The sequence below is a fragment of the Yersinia aldovae ATCC 35236 genome, from assembly GCF_000173735.1.
GTDB lineage: Bacteria > Pseudomonadota > Gammaproteobacteria > Enterobacterales > Enterobacteriaceae > Yersinia > Yersinia aldovae.
Genome location: NZ_ACCB01000005.1, coordinates 99,924 through 119,977, shown reverse-complemented (window position 1 = coordinate 119,977; position 20,054 = coordinate 99,924). Strand labels below are relative to the sequence as shown.

Sequence of the window (20,054 nt, the reverse complement as noted above, 5' to 3'; positions counted from 1 at the left end):
CAGTACAATTTTATCGCGTTATTTTCAATAGAAATCAGCGTGAAAAATAGTCTACCCCTCGATCTGATATTCAGCGTTGATTTACAAATTAAAAATAAAAGCACCTAGACTAAAGTATAGCTCAACAAACTAGACCTAAGGCTAGCTATTATTATTACCCCATGTTTATTAAACTATTTTTGCTTTAGAAAATAAATATTGAATATAATAGAACTAATATCTTAGCTTACTATTGCTAAGAAAGTTAGTCTGAAAAGAATAAATCTTCGCCATCACCAGGGGACTTTTTAGTCCACAGTTAGTCGTTTTACCCCGCCATCTGGATGCCTTCACATTCAGATGGTCGTAACGTTCACTTCCCACAATTTTTCCTCACAGCCATTCATTCCAAACCCAACAAGTGCTAGCTCTCAGCTTCTTACACCCGATGCTAACTCGGCTCAAAATTCGCCTATCACGTAAAAAAATGATTCCTGCCCGTATAAACATTAAACTTATTAATGTATATTTGATAAACTTGACTTAAGTCATACTGCTTAACCAAATTTATCGTATGATAATTAAACGGTTATAATGTTTCCCTGGTGTTGGCCGAATTGGCATCCCTTACCAAATGAGATTGGTAAGGGTTTTTTTTGCCTGTGATTTACGATTTTCTGCCAATCTACAGCTCTGGCGCACCTGCATCACCCACGTCTGCTCACCCATACAGCACCAGCCGTACCAACAGCGAAAGTAACCCCCCCGCTCCCAATAAGATTCCGCAGGTCAGCAAGCGCCTCGCGAGCGCTACCCAAGGGCCGTTGTAGCGCGCGATACAGCGACCATTTCGCCCTTCAGGTAACGGCAAAACCAAGGTAAAGCAGAGGAGGATGGAAAATCAGTGTGAGAACCTGCAACATCAGATTCAAATCACTCCCTTGCGCCAAGACTGGAAATAATCGTACCAAGGGGGGAGAATAAATAGACTTATTATCAGCAACAACCACTCCCATCACACCGATTACGCACACAAAAAACGCGGTGGACGTGGCGACGAAAAAATATCAGCGACAACGTCGGGAGCCAATATAACAATGGCAAATACCGCCATTTAAATCATATTCAGTCGTAGCTCATACGACTCATAATGTAAAAAAGAGTAAACAGACATACATCACGGCCTGTTGCCTTTAGGCTAAGGGGCTTTAGTTATATCGGGCCATCGCTGTCATGGGCGAGTGACTCATGTTTTAAAGGAGCTTGTCGTGCAACAACAAATAAGCCAATGGTTGGCAACGTTGGGTCTTGAATTCAGCGATGTGGTGTCACTGATGCTGGTCATTGGTTTGATTCTATTGATATCTGTCGTTATTCACCTGGTGCTGCACCGAGTGGTGGTAACTCCCCTCCAGAATCGTGGCCAGCAATCACAACGCATTTGGCAGCAAGCCATCACCCAACATAAGCTATTTCAACGTGTGGCGCTGCTGCTGCAAGGGATAATCATCAACCTTCAAGCCGTGCTGTGGTTGCAAAACGGCAGCCAGACGCAGGCCGTTATCGCGACTGCGGCGCAAGTATGGATTATGGCCTTCGCGCTACTGGCACTGTTCTCATTACTTGATACGCTGCTGACGCTACTGCGCCAAAGCCCTATCACTCAGCAATTACCGTTACGCGGCATATTCCAGGGGCTGAAGTTAGTAGCCGCAATATTTGTCGGTATCATGATTGTTTCATTATTAATGGGGAGATCCCCGCTCTTGCTGCTCAGCGGCTTAGGGGCAATGACTGCGGTACTGATGTTGGTCTTTAAAGACCCTATTCTGGGGCTGGTCGCAGGGATTCAGCTTTCGGCTAACAATATGCTAAAAATCGGCGACTGGCTGGAGATGCCAAAATATGGTGCTGACGGCGCGGTAACCGATATTGGCCTGACGACAGTAAAAGTGCGAAATTGGGACAACACCATCACCACCATTCCAACTTATGCTCTGATTTCAGACTCTTTCAAAAACTGGCGCTCAATGTCTGAATCCGGCGGCCGGCGCATTAAACGCAGCATCAATATCGATATTACCAGCGTGCATTTCTTATCAGAACAAGAACAACAACGCCTGCACCGCAACCCGCTACTATCGCGTTACCTCAGCGCAAAAACTCAGGAACTAAAACACTATAATCAGCAGATTGACATTGACCTAAACTCGCCCCTCAATGGCCGCCGCCTGACCAATGTCGGCACCTTACGCGCCTATCTGGTCGCTTATTTGCAGGCTCATCCGGGGATTCATCAGAATATGACGCTAATGGTGCGCCAGTTGGCTCCAACACCAGAAGGCTTACCACTAGAAATTTATGTTTTCACTAATACCACTGCATGGCTGGAATATGAAAACATTCAGGCGGATATCTTTGACCATATTTTTGCAGTGACAAGCGAATTTGATCTGCGTATCCACCAGACACCCAGTGGCAATGATATGCGTAACATGCTTGTCAGAACTGAACCAGCCTGATGAAATCATTTCACGGTCAATAAAAGGCATGAGGAGCACGGCTCCTTCTCAGCGTTAATATTCGCGTCTGGCTTCAGTCGCGAATATACTCATGCTAGCCCCCATTACGTTCATCAGCTGTCAGTATTTTTTCTTTCATCACTAATTGATTTTATTTCTTTAGCAAGTGATATCGATAAAACTGTTCGAATTAGAACGATAGAACCTAAAATGATCAAGTCTTCATAGGTAGGCTCTATAATCGTTTTTAATATATCTGCCGGTATCAGAATCTCTAGCGACAATAAGATATAACCACCAAGCTCAACTCGGATATCTTGCAGTCGTGACTTTCTGGATGAAAACTCATTCTTAACAAATGAAAATATACATTTAACCACGCCGAATAATAAAACAAGGACACTAATAACATTCAGTGCAATAGCCGAGTAGGTAATAAAAATAGCAATGGTCATATTTATACATATCTTATGTTGAGTGTGATATATATATTATATCACAAATTTACTAACGTTAAAGGGGCCAGTCAGTGTTCGATTAAAGTGTGAGGTAATCTATACTTAAGAGCATCTACGATTTGACAAAGCCTACTTACCTCAGGCATAGACTTTTCGACCTATCTTGATAATCACGTTATTGCCTGAGCAGATTACATGTCACCATACCTCGGCTCATTACCATCAGTATCTCGTTAATTTACTTATGAAATACAACAGCAATACGCGTGGATAAAATAAAGTAAGATATCCATACTAACACCCCCATCATCACGGCATTTAAAGCACGTATATTATTACCATTTAGAGGAATATTAAATAATATGGTTGAAAGTATCATCATACTGGCTATGGCACAAAATTAACCGTGTAATAAGAAGTCATTACTTCTCCTGTAATTTAACGTCTCCTAAAAAATGCCAGCGCAGCAATGGAGACCACAACATAATATATCAAAGTTCACGTAATCAGCGTTACCCCGAAAGCAGGCAGGTATATCATATTATTATCAATCCGGCGGGTGACTATCTTTAATTCCTTACGTCCTCTACCTCAATAAATTGAATATTATAAACCAGAGAATAAAAGGTAAAACAGGCTGCTATGGAAACCCGTATTACTGCTATCTATTCCATATTCAGATAAATTATTGCCAACCGGTGGTGATGGCATTTGTTGTACCCACCTTGAACCAAGACAAAAGCATCTCGAGAAAAATACAAACAAAAAACCCCAGTCTTTTCATGAGACCAGGGTTTGATATGGCGGAGGAGGAGAGATTCGAACTCTCGAACGGTTTCCCGTCGACGGTTTTCAAGACCGTTGCCTTCAGCCACTCGGCCACCCCTCCGCAACGAGCCGAACTATAAACACAGCCTTGCCGCTTGTAAAGCATGTTTGCGTTTAATCGGCCAAAAAGCCACCATCTGATTATCGAGTGATGCATTTATCATCACTCCGATACACTCAAACTATAGGTTTTACCACGGGAATACAGACTTCTTTGGGGTAGAGGCAAATGTTTGCTAAATTAACCACCGTTTCATTGACTGAATCATTGAGGTTGTATGTTGGAGTTTGAAGGTCGGGCGATTGAGATCGACGCGCAAGGTTATTTAAAAAACAGTGCAGACTGGAGTGAAGCTCTGGTTCCGTTACTGGCAGAGCAAGAAGGCATCATTCTCACCGAACCACACTGGGAAGTGGTGCGTTTCGTGCGCGCATTTTATTTGGAATTCAATACCTCTCCTGCAATCAGGATGCTGGTAAAAGCCATGTCACAGAAATATGGCGAAGAAAAAGGTAATAGCCGCTATCTCTATCGTTTATTCCCACAAGGCCCGGCTAAGCAAGCGACTAAAATTGCAGGATTACCTAAACCGGTTAAATGTATCTAGCCCGTGACACGCTAAACCGGATTAATAGCGAATTTTGAATTTATCAAACTCAGTGGGCGGATAAGGCTCGGTCAACACGCGATCAACTCTTGCCCCCCGTGGCCCCCCTTGTTTAAACCACGCGATTAATTCATCAACCGCTTGCAGCTCACCACAAGCGACAACTTCTACACTGCCATCGTCACAATTTCTGGCATAGCCCGTAACGCCCAGTTCTTGAGCCTGCCGCTGAGTGTTATAACGAAATCCTACGCCTTGGACCACACCGTAAACATACGCACAAGTGCATACTTTTGGCATATTGAGACCTCAATCAACGTGATAATTTGCATTTTCCGGTACATACTCCGACAATACCGCTCTTTTTTACCTAGCTGGCAGCCACCTTATTATGACAGTACGCCTGATTCTTGCCAAAGGACGTGAAAAATCCTTACTTCGTCGCCATCCGTGGATTTTCTCTGGTGCAGTTGAACGTCTTGAAGGCGATGCACTTTCCGGTGAAACCATTGATATCCTTGATAGCCAAGGGAAATGGCTGGCTCGTGCCGCCTATTCGCCTGAATCACAAATTCAAGCGCGCGTCTGGACGTTCCAACAAGATGAAATGATTGATCGCGACTTTTTTATTCGCCGTCTACAACAGGCACAACGTTGGCGCGACTGGCTGGCAAAACGGGATGGTCTGAATGGCTATCGCCTGATCGCCGGTGAATCCGACAGCCTGCCAGGTATCACCATTGACCGCTTCCAGAACTTCCTGGTATTGCAGCTACTGTCTGCTGGCGCTGAGTATCAGCGAGAAACACTGGTCAGCGCGTTACAATATTGCTACCCAGAATGTTCGATTTACGATCGTTCAGATGTCTCTGTTCGCAAAAAAGAAGGCTTGCCGCTCACTCAAGGGACGGTTTGCGGTGAAATGCCGCCTGAGCTGCTACCTATCAGCGAAAATGGTATGCAAATACTGGTTGATATTCAGCAGGGTCATAAAACAGGCTTTTATTTAGACCAACGCGACAGCCGACTAGCCGCACGTAATTATGCTGAAGGCCGCCGCGTACTAAACTGCTTCTCTTATACCGGAGCCTTTGCCGTTGCCGCTCTGATGGGGAATTGTCAACAGGTTATCAGTGTTGACACATCACAATCCGCACTGGATATTGCGAAGAAAAACATTGAGTTAAATCAGTTAGACCTGAGTAAAGCGGAGTTTGTTCGTGATGATGTGTTCCAATTGCTGCGCAGCTACCGCGCACAAGGGGAAATGTTTGACATGATAATTATGGACCCGCCGAAATTTGTTGAGAACAAAAGCCAATTGGCCAGTGCCTGCCGTGGCTATAAAGATATCAACATGTTAGCTATTCAACTTCTGCGTCCGGGCGGTATTCTGCTCAGTTTCTCTTGTTCTGGTTTGATGCCAACAGATTTATTCCAGAAAATTTTAGCCGATGCCGCATTAGATGCAGGCCATGATATACAATTCATAGAACAGTTCCGTCAGGCAGCGGATCACCCCGTTATCGCGACATATCCAGAAGGATTGTATCTTAAAGGGTTTGCATGTCGGATAATGTGACTTGAAATGCCCTACTCTGCCCTCATATAGAAGTCAGAGTAATGTTCCTCGGGAGGTTATCATGATCGCTAGCAAATTTGGTATAGGGCAGCAGGTCCGACACCGCCTGCACGGTTATCTGGGTGTGGTGATTGATATCGATCCTGAATATTCTCTTGAGCCACCGGAGCCAGATGAAGTCGCGAATAACGAAACGCTGCGTTTATCACCTTGGTATCATGTGGTTATTGAGGATGATGAAGGGCAGCCGATACACACTTATCTGGCGGAAGCGCAGTTAACCTATGAAGATATAGATGCTCATCCGGAACAACCTTCATTAGACGAACTGGCAGCATCCATTCGCCATCAGTTGCAAGCGCCACGTTTGCGTAATTGAGCGTTGATATCCATACGTAATAACCCGGCTCTGAATCATAGCCGGGTTTTTTATCATCAGTATGATATGGGTTCGCGGGATATCACCCCTTTTCTAATCCCAAACGCGGTAGCTCAATCTTCGGACAACGATCCATCACCACTTTCAACCCCGCCTCTGCCGCTAGCGTTGCCGCCAACTCATTAATCACCCCAATTTGTAACCAGAGAACGTTAGCACCGATGGCAATCGCATCTTGCGCAACGCCATACGCTGCGTCTGCATTGCGAAATACATCAACCATATCGATCGGATGGGGAATATCGGTTAATTCAGCATAACCTTGCTGGCCCAGCAATGATTTTCCAGCTAATTTAGGGCTGACAGGAGTGACCTGATACCCCTGCTGGAGCAGGTAAGCCATCACACCGTAGCTCGGGCGCGATGGATTATCACTGGCCCCCACTAATGCAATGGTTTTTACTTGTTGGAGAATGTCAGCGATGTCTTTATCGTGCATTTTTGAGTTCCTCTGATGCGCTAAATGAAGAGTCCGACCTGTTTTTCGACGTCTCTACCAATCTGAGTCAATCGATAAAGTGTACATCATGTAAAATAATGAAGATAAATACTGCCTAATTGACTTGGTTTAATAGTTATAGACATTATTACTGTTAGATTACTTTTTTGTCTTTAAAATTCATCAGGTAAAGCTGATAGATTTAGACCTAACATTTCAAAATGTAAATAAATGTGGGCGAAAGTAAGTGCTTTGGCACATAATCTGCTGTGTCTGATATCGATTGTGAGTATCACCTTCAGGAGTAACGCATGAAATTTGGTCTGGTGGTTGCGGGGATTCTGGCCGTTTGCTGTAGTACTTCAGCCATAGCGACAACCTTGAAACTTGCGCCTGAAATTGACTTGTTAGTCGTCGATGGCAAAAACATGTCCGGTTCCCTATTAAAAGGTGCCGACAGTCTGGAGCTAAACAGTGGTCAACACCAGATTTTGTTCAAAGTTGCAAAACCACTGCCAACCGAACCGACAGTGCTTTATACCTCCCCGCCCTTAGTCGTGGTATTCAATACCCGCAATGTACGCTCCGTTGCCATAAAATTACCGGTTATTGATACCGAGCGAGAGGGGCATAAATTCTCAAAAAATCCGGTATATCAGCTTATTGGCGATAATGGCCGCGCACTTGCTGTACGTCATGATATTTTACAGCAGGAAGATCTTAACAAAGCCCCGACACTCGAAATGGCGATGGCAACCTATAACGTAGGGCAATACACTGCCTCAGTGCCTGCTTTTGCCACTATTCCACCGTCACCGGTGAGTGCTGTCCCTGGCACTACGATTGCCGTTGCGGGCACCAACACTTCACCAAAATCAATGACACTACAAGGTGAAAACATCGCAGAGCAGATGCTGCAATATTGGTTCCTGCAAGCCGATCCAGAAACACAGCAACGTTTCCTGCTGTGGACTAAAAAAAACCCATCACGTAATCAGGAACCGCAGCACACTCCATAAACCCTACGGTACAGGAGGTGACAAACCGTTGAACTATGATGTAGGTATCTTTCCTTATCATCAGGTTATGCAAACTCTCTCGCATTTTTTTGCGTTACCGCTATGCACAAAATCCGCATTTCAGTAATCTGTCCGCAGACCTTACGCGCTCACTGAAGGATATGTTGATGGAATTCACCACCCGCACTATTGCGGCACGCAAGCATATTGCCCTTGTTTCCCACGATCACTGCAAAAAATCACTCCTTGAATGGGTGATGGAAAATAAAGATCTATTATCACGGCATGAACTTTATGCCACCGGCACGACCGGCAATCTGGTACAAAAAGCGACGGGTATTGACGTACATTGTTTGCTCAGCGGCCCGATGGGAGGGGATCAAGAGGTGGGCGCACTGATATCCGAGAAAAAGATCGATATGCTGATTTTTTTTCTGGGATCCACTCAATGCAGTCCCGCATGACCCAGATGTTAAAGCCTTGCTGCGACTGGCAACGGTATGGAATATTCCGGTTGCCACCAACCGCTCTACCGCAGACTTCTTGATTGGCTCCGCCCTATTTAGCGGGGAAGTGACCATTGCTATTCCTGACTATGAGCGCTACTTGCAAGAGAGATTGAAATAGGCCACTTGCCGGTGGTCGCCACCACCGGTTTTATCATCAGAAACAACCCGTTAAGTGATTGCTGCTAGGGTTTACGCTGAACTGGAACGCCCAACTCACTGAGTTGCTCAACAAAACACGATGGCCGCCGGGTGTCTTGCAGTAACCACACCTGATGCCGAGCACGGGTAATGGCAACATAAAGTAAACGCCGCTCTTCGGCATCAGGGAAATCCTCTGGGGCAGGTAGCAGCACCTCCTCCAATACGGATTCGCGCGCTACAGCCGGGAATCCATCACTCCCTTCATGTAACCCGGCAATAATCACATAATCTGCCTGCTGCCCTTTACTGGCATGAATAGTCATAAAATCAATAGCTAATTTCGGCCAACGTGTCGCTGCTTTTTGCAGGATTTCTGGCCGTAAGTGATGATAACGCGCCAAAATCAGGATACGTTCGTCATCTTTAACAAAACCACTCAGCTTATCCAGCAACGCTTCAAGCTGTTCATGCGGCAAGACAACCACTGACTTTTTACTGCCTTTGCTCAGGCTGTTAAGCGGTTTTTTCAGTTGATAGGGGTTTTGCTGAATAAACCGGTTGGCAATATCACCAATTCTGTCATTAAAGCGATAAGTGGTATCTAAGGCACATTCGGCACTCTCACCAAAATTCTCACTAAAAGAGGTGGTTAGCGAAAGCTCTGCGCCGCTGAAACGGTAAATCGCTTGCCAATCATCGCCCACGACAAACAGGCTCGTTTGTTTGTTTTGCTTGCGCAATGCCGCAAGTAACATTGCGCGCTGTGGCGAGATATCCTGAAACTCATCCACTAAAATATGCTTCCACGGGCTGACAAAACGCCCTTTTTCCAACAGGTTAACCGCTTGATGTATCAGCCCGGAGAAATCAACCGCACCCTCTTCTTTAAGCGCGGCTTTCCATGCTTTTAATAGCGGTGCCATCAGCCGGATACGTTTCTGGAACAGGTCACGCACTTCATCATCAGCCTGTTCAATCATTTCTGCCTGGCTCCCCCCGTGCATCCGCATCAGCCCAAGCCAGCGCTCCAATCGCCCTGCCAATCTGGCCGCCAGGCGCTTATCCTGCCAGAAATTGCCCTCGTCTATCTCCCACTCCAACTCATCGGTGAGCCATTCACGCCAGCCCTTGGCTTGTGCTTTCTTCTCGCTACATTGCTGCTGCCAATGTGTAATCAGCAGCGACCTTCTGGCCTGACTATCAGACTCCAGTTTGCTTATCACCGGTGTTTTGCGGCTACCTTGCTGAATTATCTGCAATGCTAATGCATGGAAAGTTTTGGCTTGAATATCATCAACGGCCAAACGTTGCTTAATGCGGCTATTCATTTCATCCGCCGCCTGGCGGCCGAAGGCCAATAATAAGATTTGTTCAGGGAGAGCCTCATTACGGCGTAGCAACCAACCAGCTCGGGCCACTAGCACAGATGTCTTACCGCTCCCGGCACCTGCCAGCACCAATACCGAATCTTCACCGTTCACCACCGCCCGACGCTGCGATTCATTAAGTGGTGATGTTTCTACCTGCTGGAAGAAGTCCTGATACTCCACCAGCACACGATCAGCCCACAACTGATTACGCCGCTCAACGCTTCGGTTGCCTTGCTGCAACCAGCGCAAGCACTGTTCGTAATCCGCCCGACAAGATTCAAATTCCGTTAGCCGCTGCACCGGCAACGGTAATGCCCCGAACGCCTCTCGGATAGCCGCTTGCAATTGGCCCAGCTCACTGCGTTTAAACCATTTATCTTGTTGCTCAATCCGCTTAATTGATTCCACTTGTTTATGCAAAACTGCTGCACAAACCTGGCTCATCTCCTCACTCCATAGCTGCCAAATCCCCACCAAATGCTGATAGAAACGCAGAGTCTCCTGCCATTCAGTGCCATGCAAGCGCACGACCTGCTGCTCAGGCAGCTCAAACTCTAACTCGCCCCAGACGATACCGCGCTTACATTGAATATTGACCAGTTGGTTAAAGGGGATCAGATATTGATGTTTATCACCACAGACCTCGATCCCCGCATTGAGCAAGCGAACCCGGTTATAGGGGTGCTGAGCCAGATGTTTGCCAAAGGATGTCGCTTTAAGTTCCATATCTGCGTCATAACTCGTATTAAGTGAATTGAAATAACATAAGAGAGTGTAAATAAAATAATTGAGTTTAAACAACAGGTATCCGATAGTTGACCACGGAAACTAACCCACGTTATTCGTGTAAAATGGTTAACCTTGGTTATCACTCATCCGCACTGCGGTTTTTTTATTCAGCGAGGCAGATTAATCACTATGCGTACTGTACTGAATATTCTTAATTTTGTTTTAGGTGGTTTCTTCACAACACTGGGCTGGTTAGTCGCCACAGTGGTCAGCGTCATTCTGATTTTCACCTTACCATTAACCCGCTCTTGCTGGGAAATTACCAAACTGTCATTTCTCCCTTATGGTAATGAGGCGATCCATGTCAATGAATTATACCCCGAAAAAAGTAATGCTCTGCTGACAACCGGCGGCTCTTTGCTCAATATCGTCTGGTTTATTCTGTTTGGTTGGTGGCTGTGTTTATCTCATATCGCCACAGGGATTGTGCAATGTCTAACTATCATCGGAATTCCGGTTGGTATTGCCAATTTTAAAATCGCAGCCATCGCCTTATGGCCGGTGGGTCGCCGTGTTGTTTCTGTAGAAATGGCACAACAAGCGAGAATGGCTAACGCCAAACGCCAGTATCAGCAACGCTGAATTTTCAGTTTTAGAGGTTTTTGTGCTCACTTTCGTCACTGGTTTACGCCGTTATGTCTACAATAGCAGCCTGCTTTATCATGTCCGTATTTTTATTGCATTGGTGGGAGTAACGGCGGTTCCGTGGTGGATTGAACAACCAAAGCTGACGATCCCCTTAACGCTGGGGGTCGTCGCTGCGGCGCTGACTGATCTCGATGACCGGCTGGCTGGGCGGTTGCGTAACTTATTTATTACGTTAATTTGCTTTTTTATCGCTTCCGCGTCCATCGAGTTGTTATTTCCTTATCCGTGGTTTTTTGCTGTTGGCCTGACCTGCTCCACCTGCGTTTTCATTCTGCTGGGGGCATTGGGGCAACGCTATGCAACCATCGCTTTCGGTGCATTGCTCATCGCCATCTACACCATGTTGGGAACCTCAATGTACCACATCTGGTACCAACAACCGTTATTACTGATACTGGGCGCGGTCTGGTATAACGTGCTGACGCTGTGCGGACATCTTATTTTTCCTATCCGCCCGTTGCAGGATAATCTGGCGCGCTGTTATCAGCAGTTGGCGCATTATCTGGAAGCCAAAGCCAACCTATTCGACCCTGATATTGAATCGGGTGTCGATCAACCTCTGATTAATGTCGCAATGGCTAATAGCACCTTAGTGACGACATTAAACCAGGCCAAAGCGTCCCTTGTGACCCGGTTAAAAGGCGATCGCGGCCAACGCGAAACCCGGCGAACGCTGCACTACTATTTTGTCGCACAAGACATTCATGAACGAGCCAGTTCATCGCATGTGCAATATCAGGTGTTACGCGAGAAATTCCGCTACAGTGACGTGCTATTCCGCTTCCAGCGTTTATTGAGTATGCAGGCCAGAGCCTGTATGCAACTTTCGCAGTCAATCCTGATGCGGCAGAAATATCAGCATGACCCGCACTTCGAACGAGTATTTACATTCTTAGATGCGGCACTGGCAAGAACATTGGTGCAAAATGAAAATAGCCCGCAGGTCAAAGCACTCTCTCACTTACTAAAAAACTTACGTGCCATTGATGCCCAGCTAGCGGGGATCGAATCAGAGCAAGTATTGGCTAAGGGGCCACAACCCGAAAATCGCCTGTCCGATGACCACATCACCGGCTGGAGTGATATCAAGCTGCGCATCAGCCGCCATCTGACACCACAATCGGCTCTATTTCGTCATGCGGTACGGATGTCGGTAGTCCTGTGTGTAGGATATGCATTTATTCAATTTACCGGGATGCGGCATGGTTACTGGATTCTGCTAACCAGCCTTTTTGTCTGCCAACCGAACTATAACGCAACACGCCGCCGCCTTGCGCTGCGCATCATCGGCACCTTGGCAGGAATATTGGCTGGCCTGCCGATTCTTTATTTTGTCCCTTCGATTGAAGGACAATTACTCCTGATAGTCATTACCGGTGTTTTGTTCTTTGCTTTCCGCAATGTCCAGTATGCCCACGCCACCATGTTTATTACCCTGCTGGTCTTATTATGTTTTAACCTGCTGGGAGAAGGGTTTGAGGTCGCCGCACCACGCGTATTCGATACCTTATTGGGCTGTGCCATAGCCTGGGTCGCTGTCAGCTTTATTTGGCCGGATTGGAAGTTTCGCCAACTGCCGGCCGTGGTACATAAAACATTTAACGCCAACTGCCGTTATCTCGATGCCATCCTGGTGCAATACTATCAAGGCAAGGATAATAGCCTGCCCTATCGTATCGCACGCCGGGATGCACATAATTGCGATGCAGAGCTGGCTTCAGTTATTTCAAATATGTCAGCAGAACCCAAAAATGATAAAGAAACTCAGGAGGCGGCATTCCGCTTACTGTGTCTAAATCACACTATGTTGAGCTATATCTCTGCTCTGGGAGCTCATCGCGAAAAACTGACCAATTCCATCACACTAAATTTACTCAATGATGCCATTTGTTATGTCGAAGGAACTCTTGAACAACAGCAGCCTGACCGTGAAAATATGTCTCACGTATTATCACGCTTATCCACCCGGCTGCAGCAGTGCAATCCAGATCCGGAAAGCAAAGACCAACTGGTTTTACAACAAATAGGCTTATTGCTTGAACTATTACCGGAACTCAGCGAGTTGAATAAACAGATTAGTCAGGCAGACTAAATATTCTCTGTCCCGTTAGGATATTTCGTATTTTGAGTCTTTAGCTGGCCGAAAATGCTGTTCAAACCATTCGGTCAGCTCACTGCGAATCATTACCGGTAGTGCTGCGTAGTGGTAACCGCTAATCGCCCCAGCCAACGCTAATAAGACATTAATGCCAAGAGAATGCCTCAGCGCACGCAACTTCAGATAACAACGTTTAGCACCTTCAAGCCTTAATTCGGCCGCATTCTTAATCCCCACTTTCCACAGTAGTCGCTCAAGGCTGGCACTGAGGTTCGGTAAATCTTTCAACCGAACGACTGGGCCTTTCTTAATTAAAAGTTCAGCCTTGGCCCCTTGATAAGCCTGCCTGACAAAGCTGTTTAAAGTCAGCTCTTCACCCCACAATGCTGGATCAACCCAGTAGTAACGCAGCAGCACCGGCACCCCGCGTTTAGCATAGACAAAGTTAACCATCCCTTTGGCGCGAAACAGGCTTTCCACCTCATTATTAGCGCGTAAATACATTTCACCCTCAGAAATTACCGCAAACATAACGCCGTTAACCAACAGACCATAGCCGCCAAATTGTGAGCGTGCGGTTATCTGACCTAAAAAATCAAAACGAATCTTCGCCTGAGTGATCCTTTTTTCTGAATTATTCTTCATGACTATTCCTTTAGTAAAAATCTGATCCAACATCCCTATCGACTAACCATAAGTGTAAGAGGAACAACTAATTAAAAAATACGCAATATAGAATTCTGAGCCAAACACAAAATGGATTTACACCTATTTTCATCACAATTATGCGAAGCGTCTTGTAAAAATTTAGTTGATCTTCACTTAAACAGTGACTACTGTATATACATACAGCACACCGCAAGCGAGGTTCACAATGCGTACTCAATCACTAAAACCTTATCATGCTAATCATCAGTCTCTTATTACCAGCCACTCACCGGAAAGAGTCGATGCACCGGCGGACAGCGGTCTTATCAGTGAACTTGTATACAGCGAGAACCAACCAGCGGTGGCCCAATTACTGCTTCCTTTACTGCAACAACTGGGTAAACAATCCCGCTGGCTTTTATGGCTGACGCCCCATAAGAAATTATGTCGTCGGTGGCTACAGCAATCAGGTTTGCCTATAAATAAAGTCGTACAGCTAAGCCAAATCAATCCATTGTCGACCGTTGAGGCGATGGAAAAAGCATTACTGACAGGAAATTATAGTGTGGTGTTAGGGTGGCTGCCTGAGCTATCAGAAGATGACCGCATTAGGTTACGTTTAGCTGCAAAATTAGGCAACGCTTACGGCTTTATTATGCATCCGTTAGATGACACAAAACTGCACCAAGGACAGTGCGCAACGTTAAAAATTCATTCTTCTTTGTATCATTAAGTAAATTTAGGATTTATCCCATGAAAAATTACAATATTTAGGGCTTAGTCCTGCTAAACCCCCATAAAGCGAGTCGGAATGCGGCTTCCGATGAAAAACAAGGTATAGAAAACCACCATTTTTACCGCTAAATCGTTAAACATTATGTATAATTCTGCTTTTTTTTTCAGGCGGTTTATCACATCACACTTGTAACTTTCGCGCCACGTTGTAGACTTTACATCGCCAAGGTTGCTCTAAAACGCCAAATTATACTGGCAGCGTGATTAACGGGAGCGTTAAAACCTTGACGAAGAATTTTAACCAAGGGCTTAGCTATTAAAAGCTCATTGCCTATTTGGATGATAACGAGGCGTAAAATGAAAAAGACAGCTATCGCATTAGCAGTGGCACTGGCAGGTTTCGCTACAGTAGCGCAAGCCGCACCGAAAGATAACACCTGGTACACCGGTGGTAAACTGGGTTGGTCCCAGTACCAAAATTCTGGTTCTATCATTAACAATGATGGCCCAACTCATAAAGACCAATTGGGTGCTGGTGCGTTCTTGGGTTACCAAGCAAACCAATATCTGGGCTTTGAGATGGGATACGACTGGCTTGGCCGTATGCCTTACAAAGGCGACACCAACAATGGCGCTTTCAAAGCTCAAGGCGTTCAACTGGCAGCTAAACTGAGCTACCCAGTTGCACAAGACTTGGACGTATACACTCGTCTGGGTGGTATGGTTTGGCGTGCTGATGCTGACGGTTCTATCGGTGGCGTACGTAATAGCAACCACGACACCGGTGTTTCTCCACTGGTAGCGTTGGGTGCTGAATACGCATGGACTAAAAACTGGGCAACCCGTATGGAATACCAGTGGATTAACAACATCGGTGACCGTGCTACCGTTGGTGCTCGTCCAGACAACGGTATGTTGAGTGTAGGTGTTTCTTACCGTTTCGGTCAGGAAGATGCAGTAGCACCAATTGCTCCAGCTCCAGCGCCAGCTCCAGTAGTTGACACTAAGCGTTTCACACTGAAATCTGACGTGTTGTTCGCTTTCAACAAGTCAAACCTGAAACCAGAAGGCCAGCAAGCTCTGGACCAACTGTACTCTCAGTTGAGCTCTATCGATCCTAAAGACGGTTCTGTAGTTGTTCTGGGCTTTGCTGACCGCATCGGTCAACCAGCACCTAACTTAGCTCTGTCTCAGCGTCGTGCTGACAGCGTGCGTGATTACCTGGTTTCTAAAGGTATCCCTGCTGACAAAATCACCGCTCGCGGTGAAGGCCAAGCAAACCCAGTTACTGGTAACACCTGTGACAACGTGAAACCACGTGCTGCTCTGATCGACTGCCTGGCACCAGATCGTCGCGTAGAGATCGAAGTTAAAGGCTACAAAGAAGTTGTAACTCAGCCACAGGCTTAAGTTTACTCCTTTCATAAAAAACCCCGCATTGCGGGGTTTTTTTTATCCTGCATTCCTGAACTAATTAAGGTGGTTGCAGGGTTCTTTTATCACACAAGGTTTGCTGGATTTATGCAGTTTGGGTAGCCCACACCGGCTAGCTTTTTTAACCAAGAATATCCTTCAAATCCTGCTTTAGCGATGACATCTGGCTGGCATACTTCTCTTTGCGTTCAGCATCTTCAATTAGCTGAACAACAGTATCTGATAACGTATTGCCACGGCGGCGGGCTAATGCAGCCAGACGCTGCCATACCAAAAATTCCAGATCGATGGACTTTTTACGGGTATGTTGATGTTCCGCATTAAAATGCCGCTTACGCCGGGCACGGATAGTCTGCTTCATCCGCGTGGCCAGATTGACATTCATATGTACATCAATCCACTCCAGCACCTTAACGGGTTCATTTTCCAGTTTAATCAGTTGCTCTACTGCATCTGTGGCTGCGCTATTTTCAATATGGCGGGTAATAGCCTCACCTTCTCGGTGCTTTTTTACCAAATATGCCCATTTCCAACCACTTTCCAGGTTTTCCAGTTGTTGATATTTCATCGCGAGCTCTTCAGTGACCGTGTAACTTAAGTCAAGCATAACAGCTTTACCCGAAATTCCCCCCTGCTAAAAGACCATGATTAGTTTATTTTTCGTACAGAATACTGTTGATATCTTACTCCTTACGCCCAACTGCCACTCTACGTATATGCAGCCTGCGTTATTCTTGTATAATCGCTCTTTCCCTTTTTGACGATTGCATCTATCACTTTGACCAATAACCGACTTGAATGGCAGTCCCTGCTGCCGAACACAACGCCTTATGAAGCGTTATTTGCTACTGCCTCCCAGTTGGAGCCTATCTCCTTTGCTGCAATTCAGCCCCGGTTAGAGAATGGCATGACACTGTTTTGTCATCCACAATCCAAACCGCGCTTTATGCTGATCAAAGCACAAGAAAGCACTGACTATCTGGCATTAATCGCACAAGCCGTTAAAGAGCTGCAACCAGAAGCCGCTGGCTTGTTTGGTGGCGACTATCAAGTGCAAGACCACCTTGTCACCTGGCAACCCGCACAACACGGTGACGAGCGCTTTGCTGCGCGTTCACGTTGCCTCTACCAAGAGTGGGTTGAACCGGAGCAACTGTTTGGTTGCATGAGATGGTATAAAGATCAAATAACACTGCAACCTGGCCTGGTTCATCAAGCTAATGGTGGCGTGTTGATCTTATCAATTCGCGCCTTACAGGCTCAGCCACTGATGTGGTTGCGTTTGAAACAAATGATCGTGCAACAGCGCTTTGACTGGTTACCCCCTGATGAAACCCGCCCATTGCCCGTTCATATTCCATCGATGCCACTAGACCTGCGTCTGATATTGGTGGGTGACCGTCTGGGACTGGGTGATTTCCATGACATGGAACCAGAGCTTGGCGAACTGGCCATATATGGTGAGTTTGAAGTTGAACTGCCTCTGGTTGATATTGATGGCATGACGCTATGGTGTAGCTACATCAACACCCTGCTACACCAAAAGCAGTTGCCTCCGCTATCCGCAGACGCATGGCCGGTTCTGTTACGTCAGGCGGTGCGCTACAGCGGCGATCAAGGTAGCCTGCCATTATGCCCACAGTGGTTGACTCATCAACTGGCAGAAGCCGCACTGTATGTCGAAGAAGATACCCTTACTGCAAATGCGTTGGAATCGGCACTAAACGCCCGTGATTGGCGACAAAGCTATCTTGCTGAACGAATGCAAGATGAGATTGAACTGGGGCAGATCCTGGTTGAAACCGAAGGGCAGGTTGTTGGGCAGATTAATGGCCTGTCCGTTCTGGAATACCCTGGCCACCCTCATGCTTTTGGTGAGCCTGCACGTATTAGCTGCGTGGTTCATCTGGGTGACGGTGAATTTGTTGACGTTGAGCGCAAAGCCGAACTGGGTGGCAATATTCATGCTAAAGGCATGATGATTATGCAGGCATTCTTGATTTCAGAATTAGAACTTGATCAACCACTGCCCTTCTCCGCTTCCATTGTTTTCGAGCAGTCCTATGGTGAAGTCGATGGCGATAGCGCATCATTGGCTGAACTTTGCGCATTGGTCAGTGCGCTTTCTCACCAACCCATCAACCAGCAAATTGCCGTGACGGGATCTGTCGACCAATTTGGCAATGTGCAGCCGATTGGCGGTGTGAATGAAAAGATTGAAGGTTTCTTCGAGGCTTGCCAACGCCGTGGATTAACCGGAAGCCAGGGGGTGATACTGCCTACCACGAATGTCCGCCATCTGTGTTTGAATCAGGCAGTGGTTGAGGCGGTACAACAGGGGCAATTCCATCTGTGGGCCGTTGATAGCGTGACTGAAGCGTTACCCTTACTAACCGGCATGGTGTACGCAGATGAGCAGCAACCGAGCTTATTGGGTATAATTCAGGAGCGTATCGCACAGATAAATCCGCAGGACAGACGCCGCTGGCCGTGGCCATTACGCTGGCTTAACTGGTTCAACCAGGGCTGATCGGACTTGCTCAGCGTACAGCTGTACGCTATTCTGCGCACTTCACTAAAATAAGGCTTACTGAGAACATGGTAGATAAACGCGAATCCTATACAAAAGAAGACCTTGAAGCATCTGGCCGTGGCGAATTATTTGGCGCTGGTGGGCCACCATTGCCAGCAGGCAATATGTTAATGATGGACCGTGTCATCAAAATGACGCAAGACGGTGGCAACTATGGCAAAGGTTATGTGGAAGCGGAACTGGATATTAATCCAGACCTATGGTTCTTCGGTTGCCACTTCATTGGTGACCCAGTAATGCCTGGCTGTCTGGGCCTTGATGCTATGTGGCAGTTGGTTGGTTTCTATCTTGGCTGGCTGGGTGGTGAAGGCAAAGGCCGCGCGCTCGGTGTTGGCGAAGTTAAATTTACCGGTCAAGTTCTTCCAGATGCCCAAAAAGTGACATACCGTATTCATTTTAAACGCGTTATTATGCGTAAATTGATCATGGGTGTGGCTGATGGTGAAGTCTTGGTCGACGGCAAAGTGATTTATACCGCCACCGACTTAAAAGTGGGCCTGTTTAAAGACACTGCGGCTTTCTAATATCTTACCTCTTGTTGGGGTACGTTTTATGGCCCCCAGCGTGATTATTCGAGTGCTTTGTGGTGCTTTTTTAAATAACAGTAACTGCAATATGCACCGTGCGGTAATTAAGGGATATGGATACAGTTTCCCCTTTCGGCTGTGGTATCAAGGCAGCCAACAGCGCTGCAGTGACAAGTACCAAGTACCAAGAGTAAAAATGAAAACCTCCGCAATATGCGCATAAAGCGGAGGTGATCCCTTAGTCTGACAGAGAGCCGCTTAAGCGGTCACAGCCCTGTCCTCCATGGCTTGTCGCCAACCTCCTAACCAATGTGATCTAGCGTCTAATGCTTGATAGGGACAAATTTCCCTTGAACGCCCTGAAATACCTGCTTGATATCCGCGTGACAACGCCCTTTCAAGGCGATCTCGTTTCTGTCTCTTCATGCCTCGTTTCCCTCATCTTTCGGTCTGGTGGAAAGAAAACAGTGACCACTTTATGCACAGTCACAGTTAAGTGATAGACCTTAAGAAACAGAAAAGCAATGCGCAAAATTCACGCCAATGTCACATTTGTGAGCTATGCCCGCAGAATTTGCTAAGTGATTGATTTGAGACAACCAGATGTAAGCCGCTGATATTAAATGAAAATCCTCGTTCACGGTGTTTTTTTATCACCATGAAAGAGGATTAGGAAGGAATACCGATA

20 protein-coding genes, 1 tRNA gene and 1 pseudogene are annotated in these 20,054 nt (G+C 46.5%); 13 read left to right on the top strand and 9 right to left on the bottom strand.

The features are described 5' to 3' along the window. The first annotated feature begins 641 nt into the window (after positions 1-641). Together YALDO0001_RS21195 and YALDO0001_RS03960 are read left to right on the top strand one after the other, a co-directional pair. The gene (locus tag YALDO0001_RS21195) at positions 642-809 is read left to right on the top strand and encodes a hypothetical protein (protein ID WP_156170988.1); all 168 of its coding nucleotides are present in this window, start codon (positions 642-644) and stop codon (positions 807-809) included. A 438-nt stretch (positions 810-1,247) separates the two neighbouring features. After that, positions 1,248-2,501, top strand: coding sequence for a mechanosensitive ion channel family protein (locus YALDO0001_RS03960; RefSeq protein ID WP_004700110.1), 1,254 nt, complete (start codon positions 1,248-1,250; stop codon positions 2,499-2,501). Positions 2,502-2,614: 113 nt separating this feature from the next. Here YALDO0001_RS03960 and YALDO0001_RS03955 read toward each other — a convergent pair whose 3' ends face one another. From YALDO0001_RS03955 to YALDO0001_RS03950, 3 genes are all read right to left on the bottom strand, one after another. Next, positions 2,615-2,956, bottom strand: coding sequence for a DUF1622 domain-containing protein (locus tag YALDO0001_RS03955; protein WP_004700107.1), 342 nt, complete (start codon positions 2,954-2,956; stop codon positions 2,615-2,617). 241 nt (positions 2,957-3,197) lie between these two features. Further along, positions 3,198-3,338: a DUF2569 family protein gene (locus YALDO0001_RS22320; protein ID WP_353933417.1), complete on the bottom strand. Its 141-nt coding sequence runs from the start codon at positions 3,336-3,338 to the stop codon at positions 3,198-3,200. A 422-nt stretch (positions 3,339-3,760) separates the two neighbouring features. Further along, positions 3,761-3,848: transfer RNA gene (locus tag YALDO0001_RS03950), tRNA-Ser, on the bottom strand. A 217-nt stretch (positions 3,849-4,065) separates the two neighbouring features. Here YALDO0001_RS03950 and tusE point away from each other — a divergent pair. Then, entirely contained in the window at positions 4,066-4,395 is a 330-nt protein-coding gene (tusE, locus tag YALDO0001_RS03945; protein WP_004700104.1) for a sulfurtransferase TusE, read from the top strand. A gap of 21 nt (positions 4,396-4,416) precedes the next feature. On the opposite strand, the gene yccX is transcribed toward tusE, so the two are convergent. Next, positions 4,417-4,695: an acylphosphatase gene (gene yccX, locus YALDO0001_RS03940; protein WP_042839378.1), complete on the bottom strand. Its 279-nt coding sequence runs from the start codon at positions 4,693-4,695 to the stop codon at positions 4,417-4,419. A 91-nt stretch (positions 4,696-4,786) separates the two neighbouring features. Here yccX and rlmI point away from each other — a divergent pair, with 91 nt between their 5' ends. Together rlmI and hspQ are read left to right on the top strand one after the other, a co-directional pair. Continuing rightward, positions 4,787-5,977: a 23S rRNA (cytosine(1962)-C(5))-methyltransferase RlmI gene (rlmI, locus tag YALDO0001_RS03935; protein WP_004700101.1), complete on the top strand. Its 1,191-nt coding sequence runs from the start codon at positions 4,787-4,789 to the stop codon at positions 5,975-5,977. Between the two features lie 61 nt (positions 5,978-6,038). Next, positions 6,039-6,356, top strand: a complete 318-nt coding sequence (gene hspQ / locus YALDO0001_RS03930; protein WP_004700100.1) for a heat shock protein HspQ — start codon at positions 6,039-6,041, stop codon at positions 6,354-6,356. A gap of 82 nt (positions 6,357-6,438) precedes the next feature. On the opposite strand, the gene YALDO0001_RS03925 is transcribed toward hspQ, so the two are convergent. Continuing rightward, entirely contained in the window at positions 6,439-6,855 is a 417-nt protein-coding gene (locus YALDO0001_RS03925) for a CoA-binding protein (protein WP_004700098.1), read from the bottom strand. A 311-nt stretch (positions 6,856-7,166) separates the two neighbouring features. On the opposite strand from YALDO0001_RS03925, the gene YALDO0001_RS03920 reads away from it, so the two are divergent. Both YALDO0001_RS03920 and YALDO0001_RS03915 read left to right on the top strand, forming a co-directional pair. After that, positions 7,167-7,874 carry a DUF2057 family protein gene (locus YALDO0001_RS03920; RefSeq protein ID WP_004700097.1) on the top strand — a complete coding sequence of 236 codons (708 nt, stop codon included), beginning with the start codon at positions 7,167-7,169 and terminating at the stop codon, positions 7,872-7,874. A gap of 167 nt (positions 7,875-8,041) precedes the next feature. Beyond that, positions 8,042-8,501 (top strand): annotated as a pseudogene (locus tag YALDO0001_RS03915) (methylglyoxal synthase). A 64-nt stretch (positions 8,502-8,565) separates the two neighbouring features. On the opposite strand, the gene helD reads toward YALDO0001_RS03915, so the two are convergent. Further along, positions 8,566-10,620: a DNA helicase IV gene (helD, locus tag YALDO0001_RS03910; RefSeq protein WP_004700091.1), complete on the bottom strand. Its 2,055-nt coding sequence runs from the start codon at positions 10,618-10,620 to the stop codon at positions 8,566-8,568. A gap of 192 nt (positions 10,621-10,812) precedes the next feature. Here helD and YALDO0001_RS03905 point away from each other — a divergent pair, with 192 nt between their 5' ends. Further along, complete coding sequence (locus YALDO0001_RS03905) at positions 10,813-11,265, top strand: YccF domain-containing protein (protein WP_004700089.1); 453 nt, start codon at positions 10,813-10,815, stop codon at positions 11,263-11,265. A 22-nt stretch (positions 11,266-11,287) separates the two neighbouring features. Beyond that, positions 11,288-13,423, top strand: coding sequence for a YccS family putative transporter (gene yccS / locus YALDO0001_RS03900; protein WP_004700087.1), 2,136 nt, complete (start codon positions 11,288-11,290; stop codon positions 13,421-13,423). Positions 13,424-13,438: 15 nt separating this feature from the next. Here yccS and YALDO0001_RS03895 read toward each other — a convergent pair whose 3' ends face one another. Further along, positions 13,439-14,074: a TfoX/Sxy family DNA transformation protein gene (locus tag YALDO0001_RS03895; RefSeq protein WP_042839377.1), complete on the bottom strand. Its 636-nt coding sequence runs from the start codon at positions 14,072-14,074 to the stop codon at positions 13,439-13,441. Between the two features lie 229 nt (positions 14,075-14,303). Here YALDO0001_RS03895 and sulA point away from each other — a divergent pair, with 229 nt between their 5' ends. Then, positions 14,304-14,810: an SOS-induced cell division inhibitor SulA gene (gene sulA / locus YALDO0001_RS03890; protein WP_004700083.1), complete on the top strand. Its 507-nt coding sequence runs from the start codon at positions 14,304-14,306 to the stop codon at positions 14,808-14,810. Positions 14,811-15,169: 359 nt separating this feature from the next. Beyond that, a complete protein-coding gene (gene ompA, locus YALDO0001_RS03885) occupies positions 15,170-16,222 on the top strand; it encodes a porin OmpA (protein ID WP_004700079.1) in 1,053 nt (350 codons plus the stop codon). A gap of 145 nt (positions 16,223-16,367) precedes the next feature. Here the strand turns inward: ompA and matP are convergent, their stop codons facing one another. Then, entirely contained in the window at positions 16,368-16,814 is a 447-nt protein-coding gene (gene matP / locus YALDO0001_RS03880) for a macrodomain Ter protein MatP (protein WP_004700078.1), read from the bottom strand. A gap of 210 nt (positions 16,815-17,024) precedes the next feature. Here matP and YALDO0001_RS03875 point away from each other — a divergent pair, with 210 nt between their 5' ends. Next, positions 17,025-18,776, top strand: a complete 1,752-nt coding sequence (locus YALDO0001_RS03875) for an AAA family ATPase (RefSeq protein ID WP_004700076.1) — start codon at positions 17,025-17,027, stop codon at positions 18,774-18,776. A gap of 68 nt (positions 18,777-18,844) precedes the next feature. After that, positions 18,845-19,363, top strand: coding sequence for a bifunctional 3-hydroxydecanoyl-ACP dehydratase/trans-2-decenoyl-ACP isomerase (fabA, locus tag YALDO0001_RS03870; protein ID WP_004700074.1), 519 nt, complete (start codon positions 18,845-18,847; stop codon positions 19,361-19,363). Positions 19,364-19,624: 261 nt separating this feature from the next. Here fabA and rmf read toward each other — a convergent pair whose 3' ends face one another. Further along, positions 19,625-19,792 (bottom strand): ribosome modulation factor, encoded by a 168-nt coding sequence (gene rmf / locus YALDO0001_RS19925; protein WP_005170911.1) that lies wholly within the window; start codon positions 19,790-19,792, stop codon positions 19,625-19,627. Positions 19,793-20,054: the final 262 nt, after the last annotated feature.

Excerpts from the sequence above, each read along its gene's own strand:
- YALDO0001_RS03955 (WP_004700107.1), bottom strand. The coding sequence starts at position 2,956 with ATGACCATTGCTATTTTTATTACCTACTCGGCTATTGCACTGAATGTT.
- YALDO0001_RS22320 (WP_353933417.1), bottom strand. The coding sequence starts at position 3,338 with ATGATACTTTCAACCATATTATTTAATATTCCTCTAAATGGTAATAAT.
- tusE (WP_004700104.1), top strand. The coding sequence starts at position 4,066 with ATGTTGGAGTTTGAAGGTCGGGCGATTGAGATCGACGCGCAAGGTTAT.
- yccX (WP_042839378.1), bottom strand. The coding sequence starts at position 4,695 with ATGCCAAAAGTATGCACTTGTGCGTATGTTTACGGTGTGGTCCAAGGC.
- rlmI (WP_004700101.1), top strand. The coding sequence starts at position 4,787 with ATGACAGTACGCCTGATTCTTGCCAAAGGACGTGAAAAATCCTTACTT.
- hspQ (WP_004700100.1), top strand. The coding sequence starts at position 6,039 with ATGATCGCTAGCAAATTTGGTATAGGGCAGCAGGTCCGACACCGCCTG.
- YALDO0001_RS03925 (WP_004700098.1), bottom strand. The coding sequence starts at position 6,855 with ATGCACGATAAAGACATCGCTGACATTCTCCAACAAGTAAAAACCATT.
- YALDO0001_RS03920 (WP_004700097.1), top strand. The coding sequence starts at position 7,167 with ATGAAATTTGGTCTGGTGGTTGCGGGGATTCTGGCCGTTTGCTGTAGT.
- helD (WP_004700091.1), bottom strand. The coding sequence starts at position 10,620 with ATGGAACTTAAAGCGACATCCTTTGGCAAACATCTGGCTCAGCACCCC.
- YALDO0001_RS03905 (WP_004700089.1), top strand. The coding sequence starts at position 10,813 with ATGCGTACTGTACTGAATATTCTTAATTTTGTTTTAGGTGGTTTCTTC.
- YALDO0001_RS03895 (WP_042839377.1), bottom strand. The coding sequence starts at position 14,074 with ATGAAGAATAATTCAGAAAAAAGGATCACTCAGGCGAAGATTCGTTTT.
- sulA (WP_004700083.1), top strand. The coding sequence starts at position 14,304 with ATGCGTACTCAATCACTAAAACCTTATCATGCTAATCATCAGTCTCTT.
- ompA (WP_004700079.1), top strand. The coding sequence starts at position 15,170 with ATGAAAAAGACAGCTATCGCATTAGCAGTGGCACTGGCAGGTTTCGCT.
- matP (WP_004700078.1), bottom strand. The coding sequence starts at position 16,814 with ATGAAATATCAACAACTGGAAAACCTGGAAAGTGGTTGGAAATGGGCA.
- fabA (WP_004700074.1), top strand. The coding sequence starts at position 18,845 with ATGGTAGATAAACGCGAATCCTATACAAAAGAAGACCTTGAAGCATCT.
- rmf (WP_005170911.1), bottom strand. The coding sequence starts at position 19,792 with ATGAAGAGACAGAAACGAGATCGCCTTGAAAGGGCGTTGTCACGCGGA.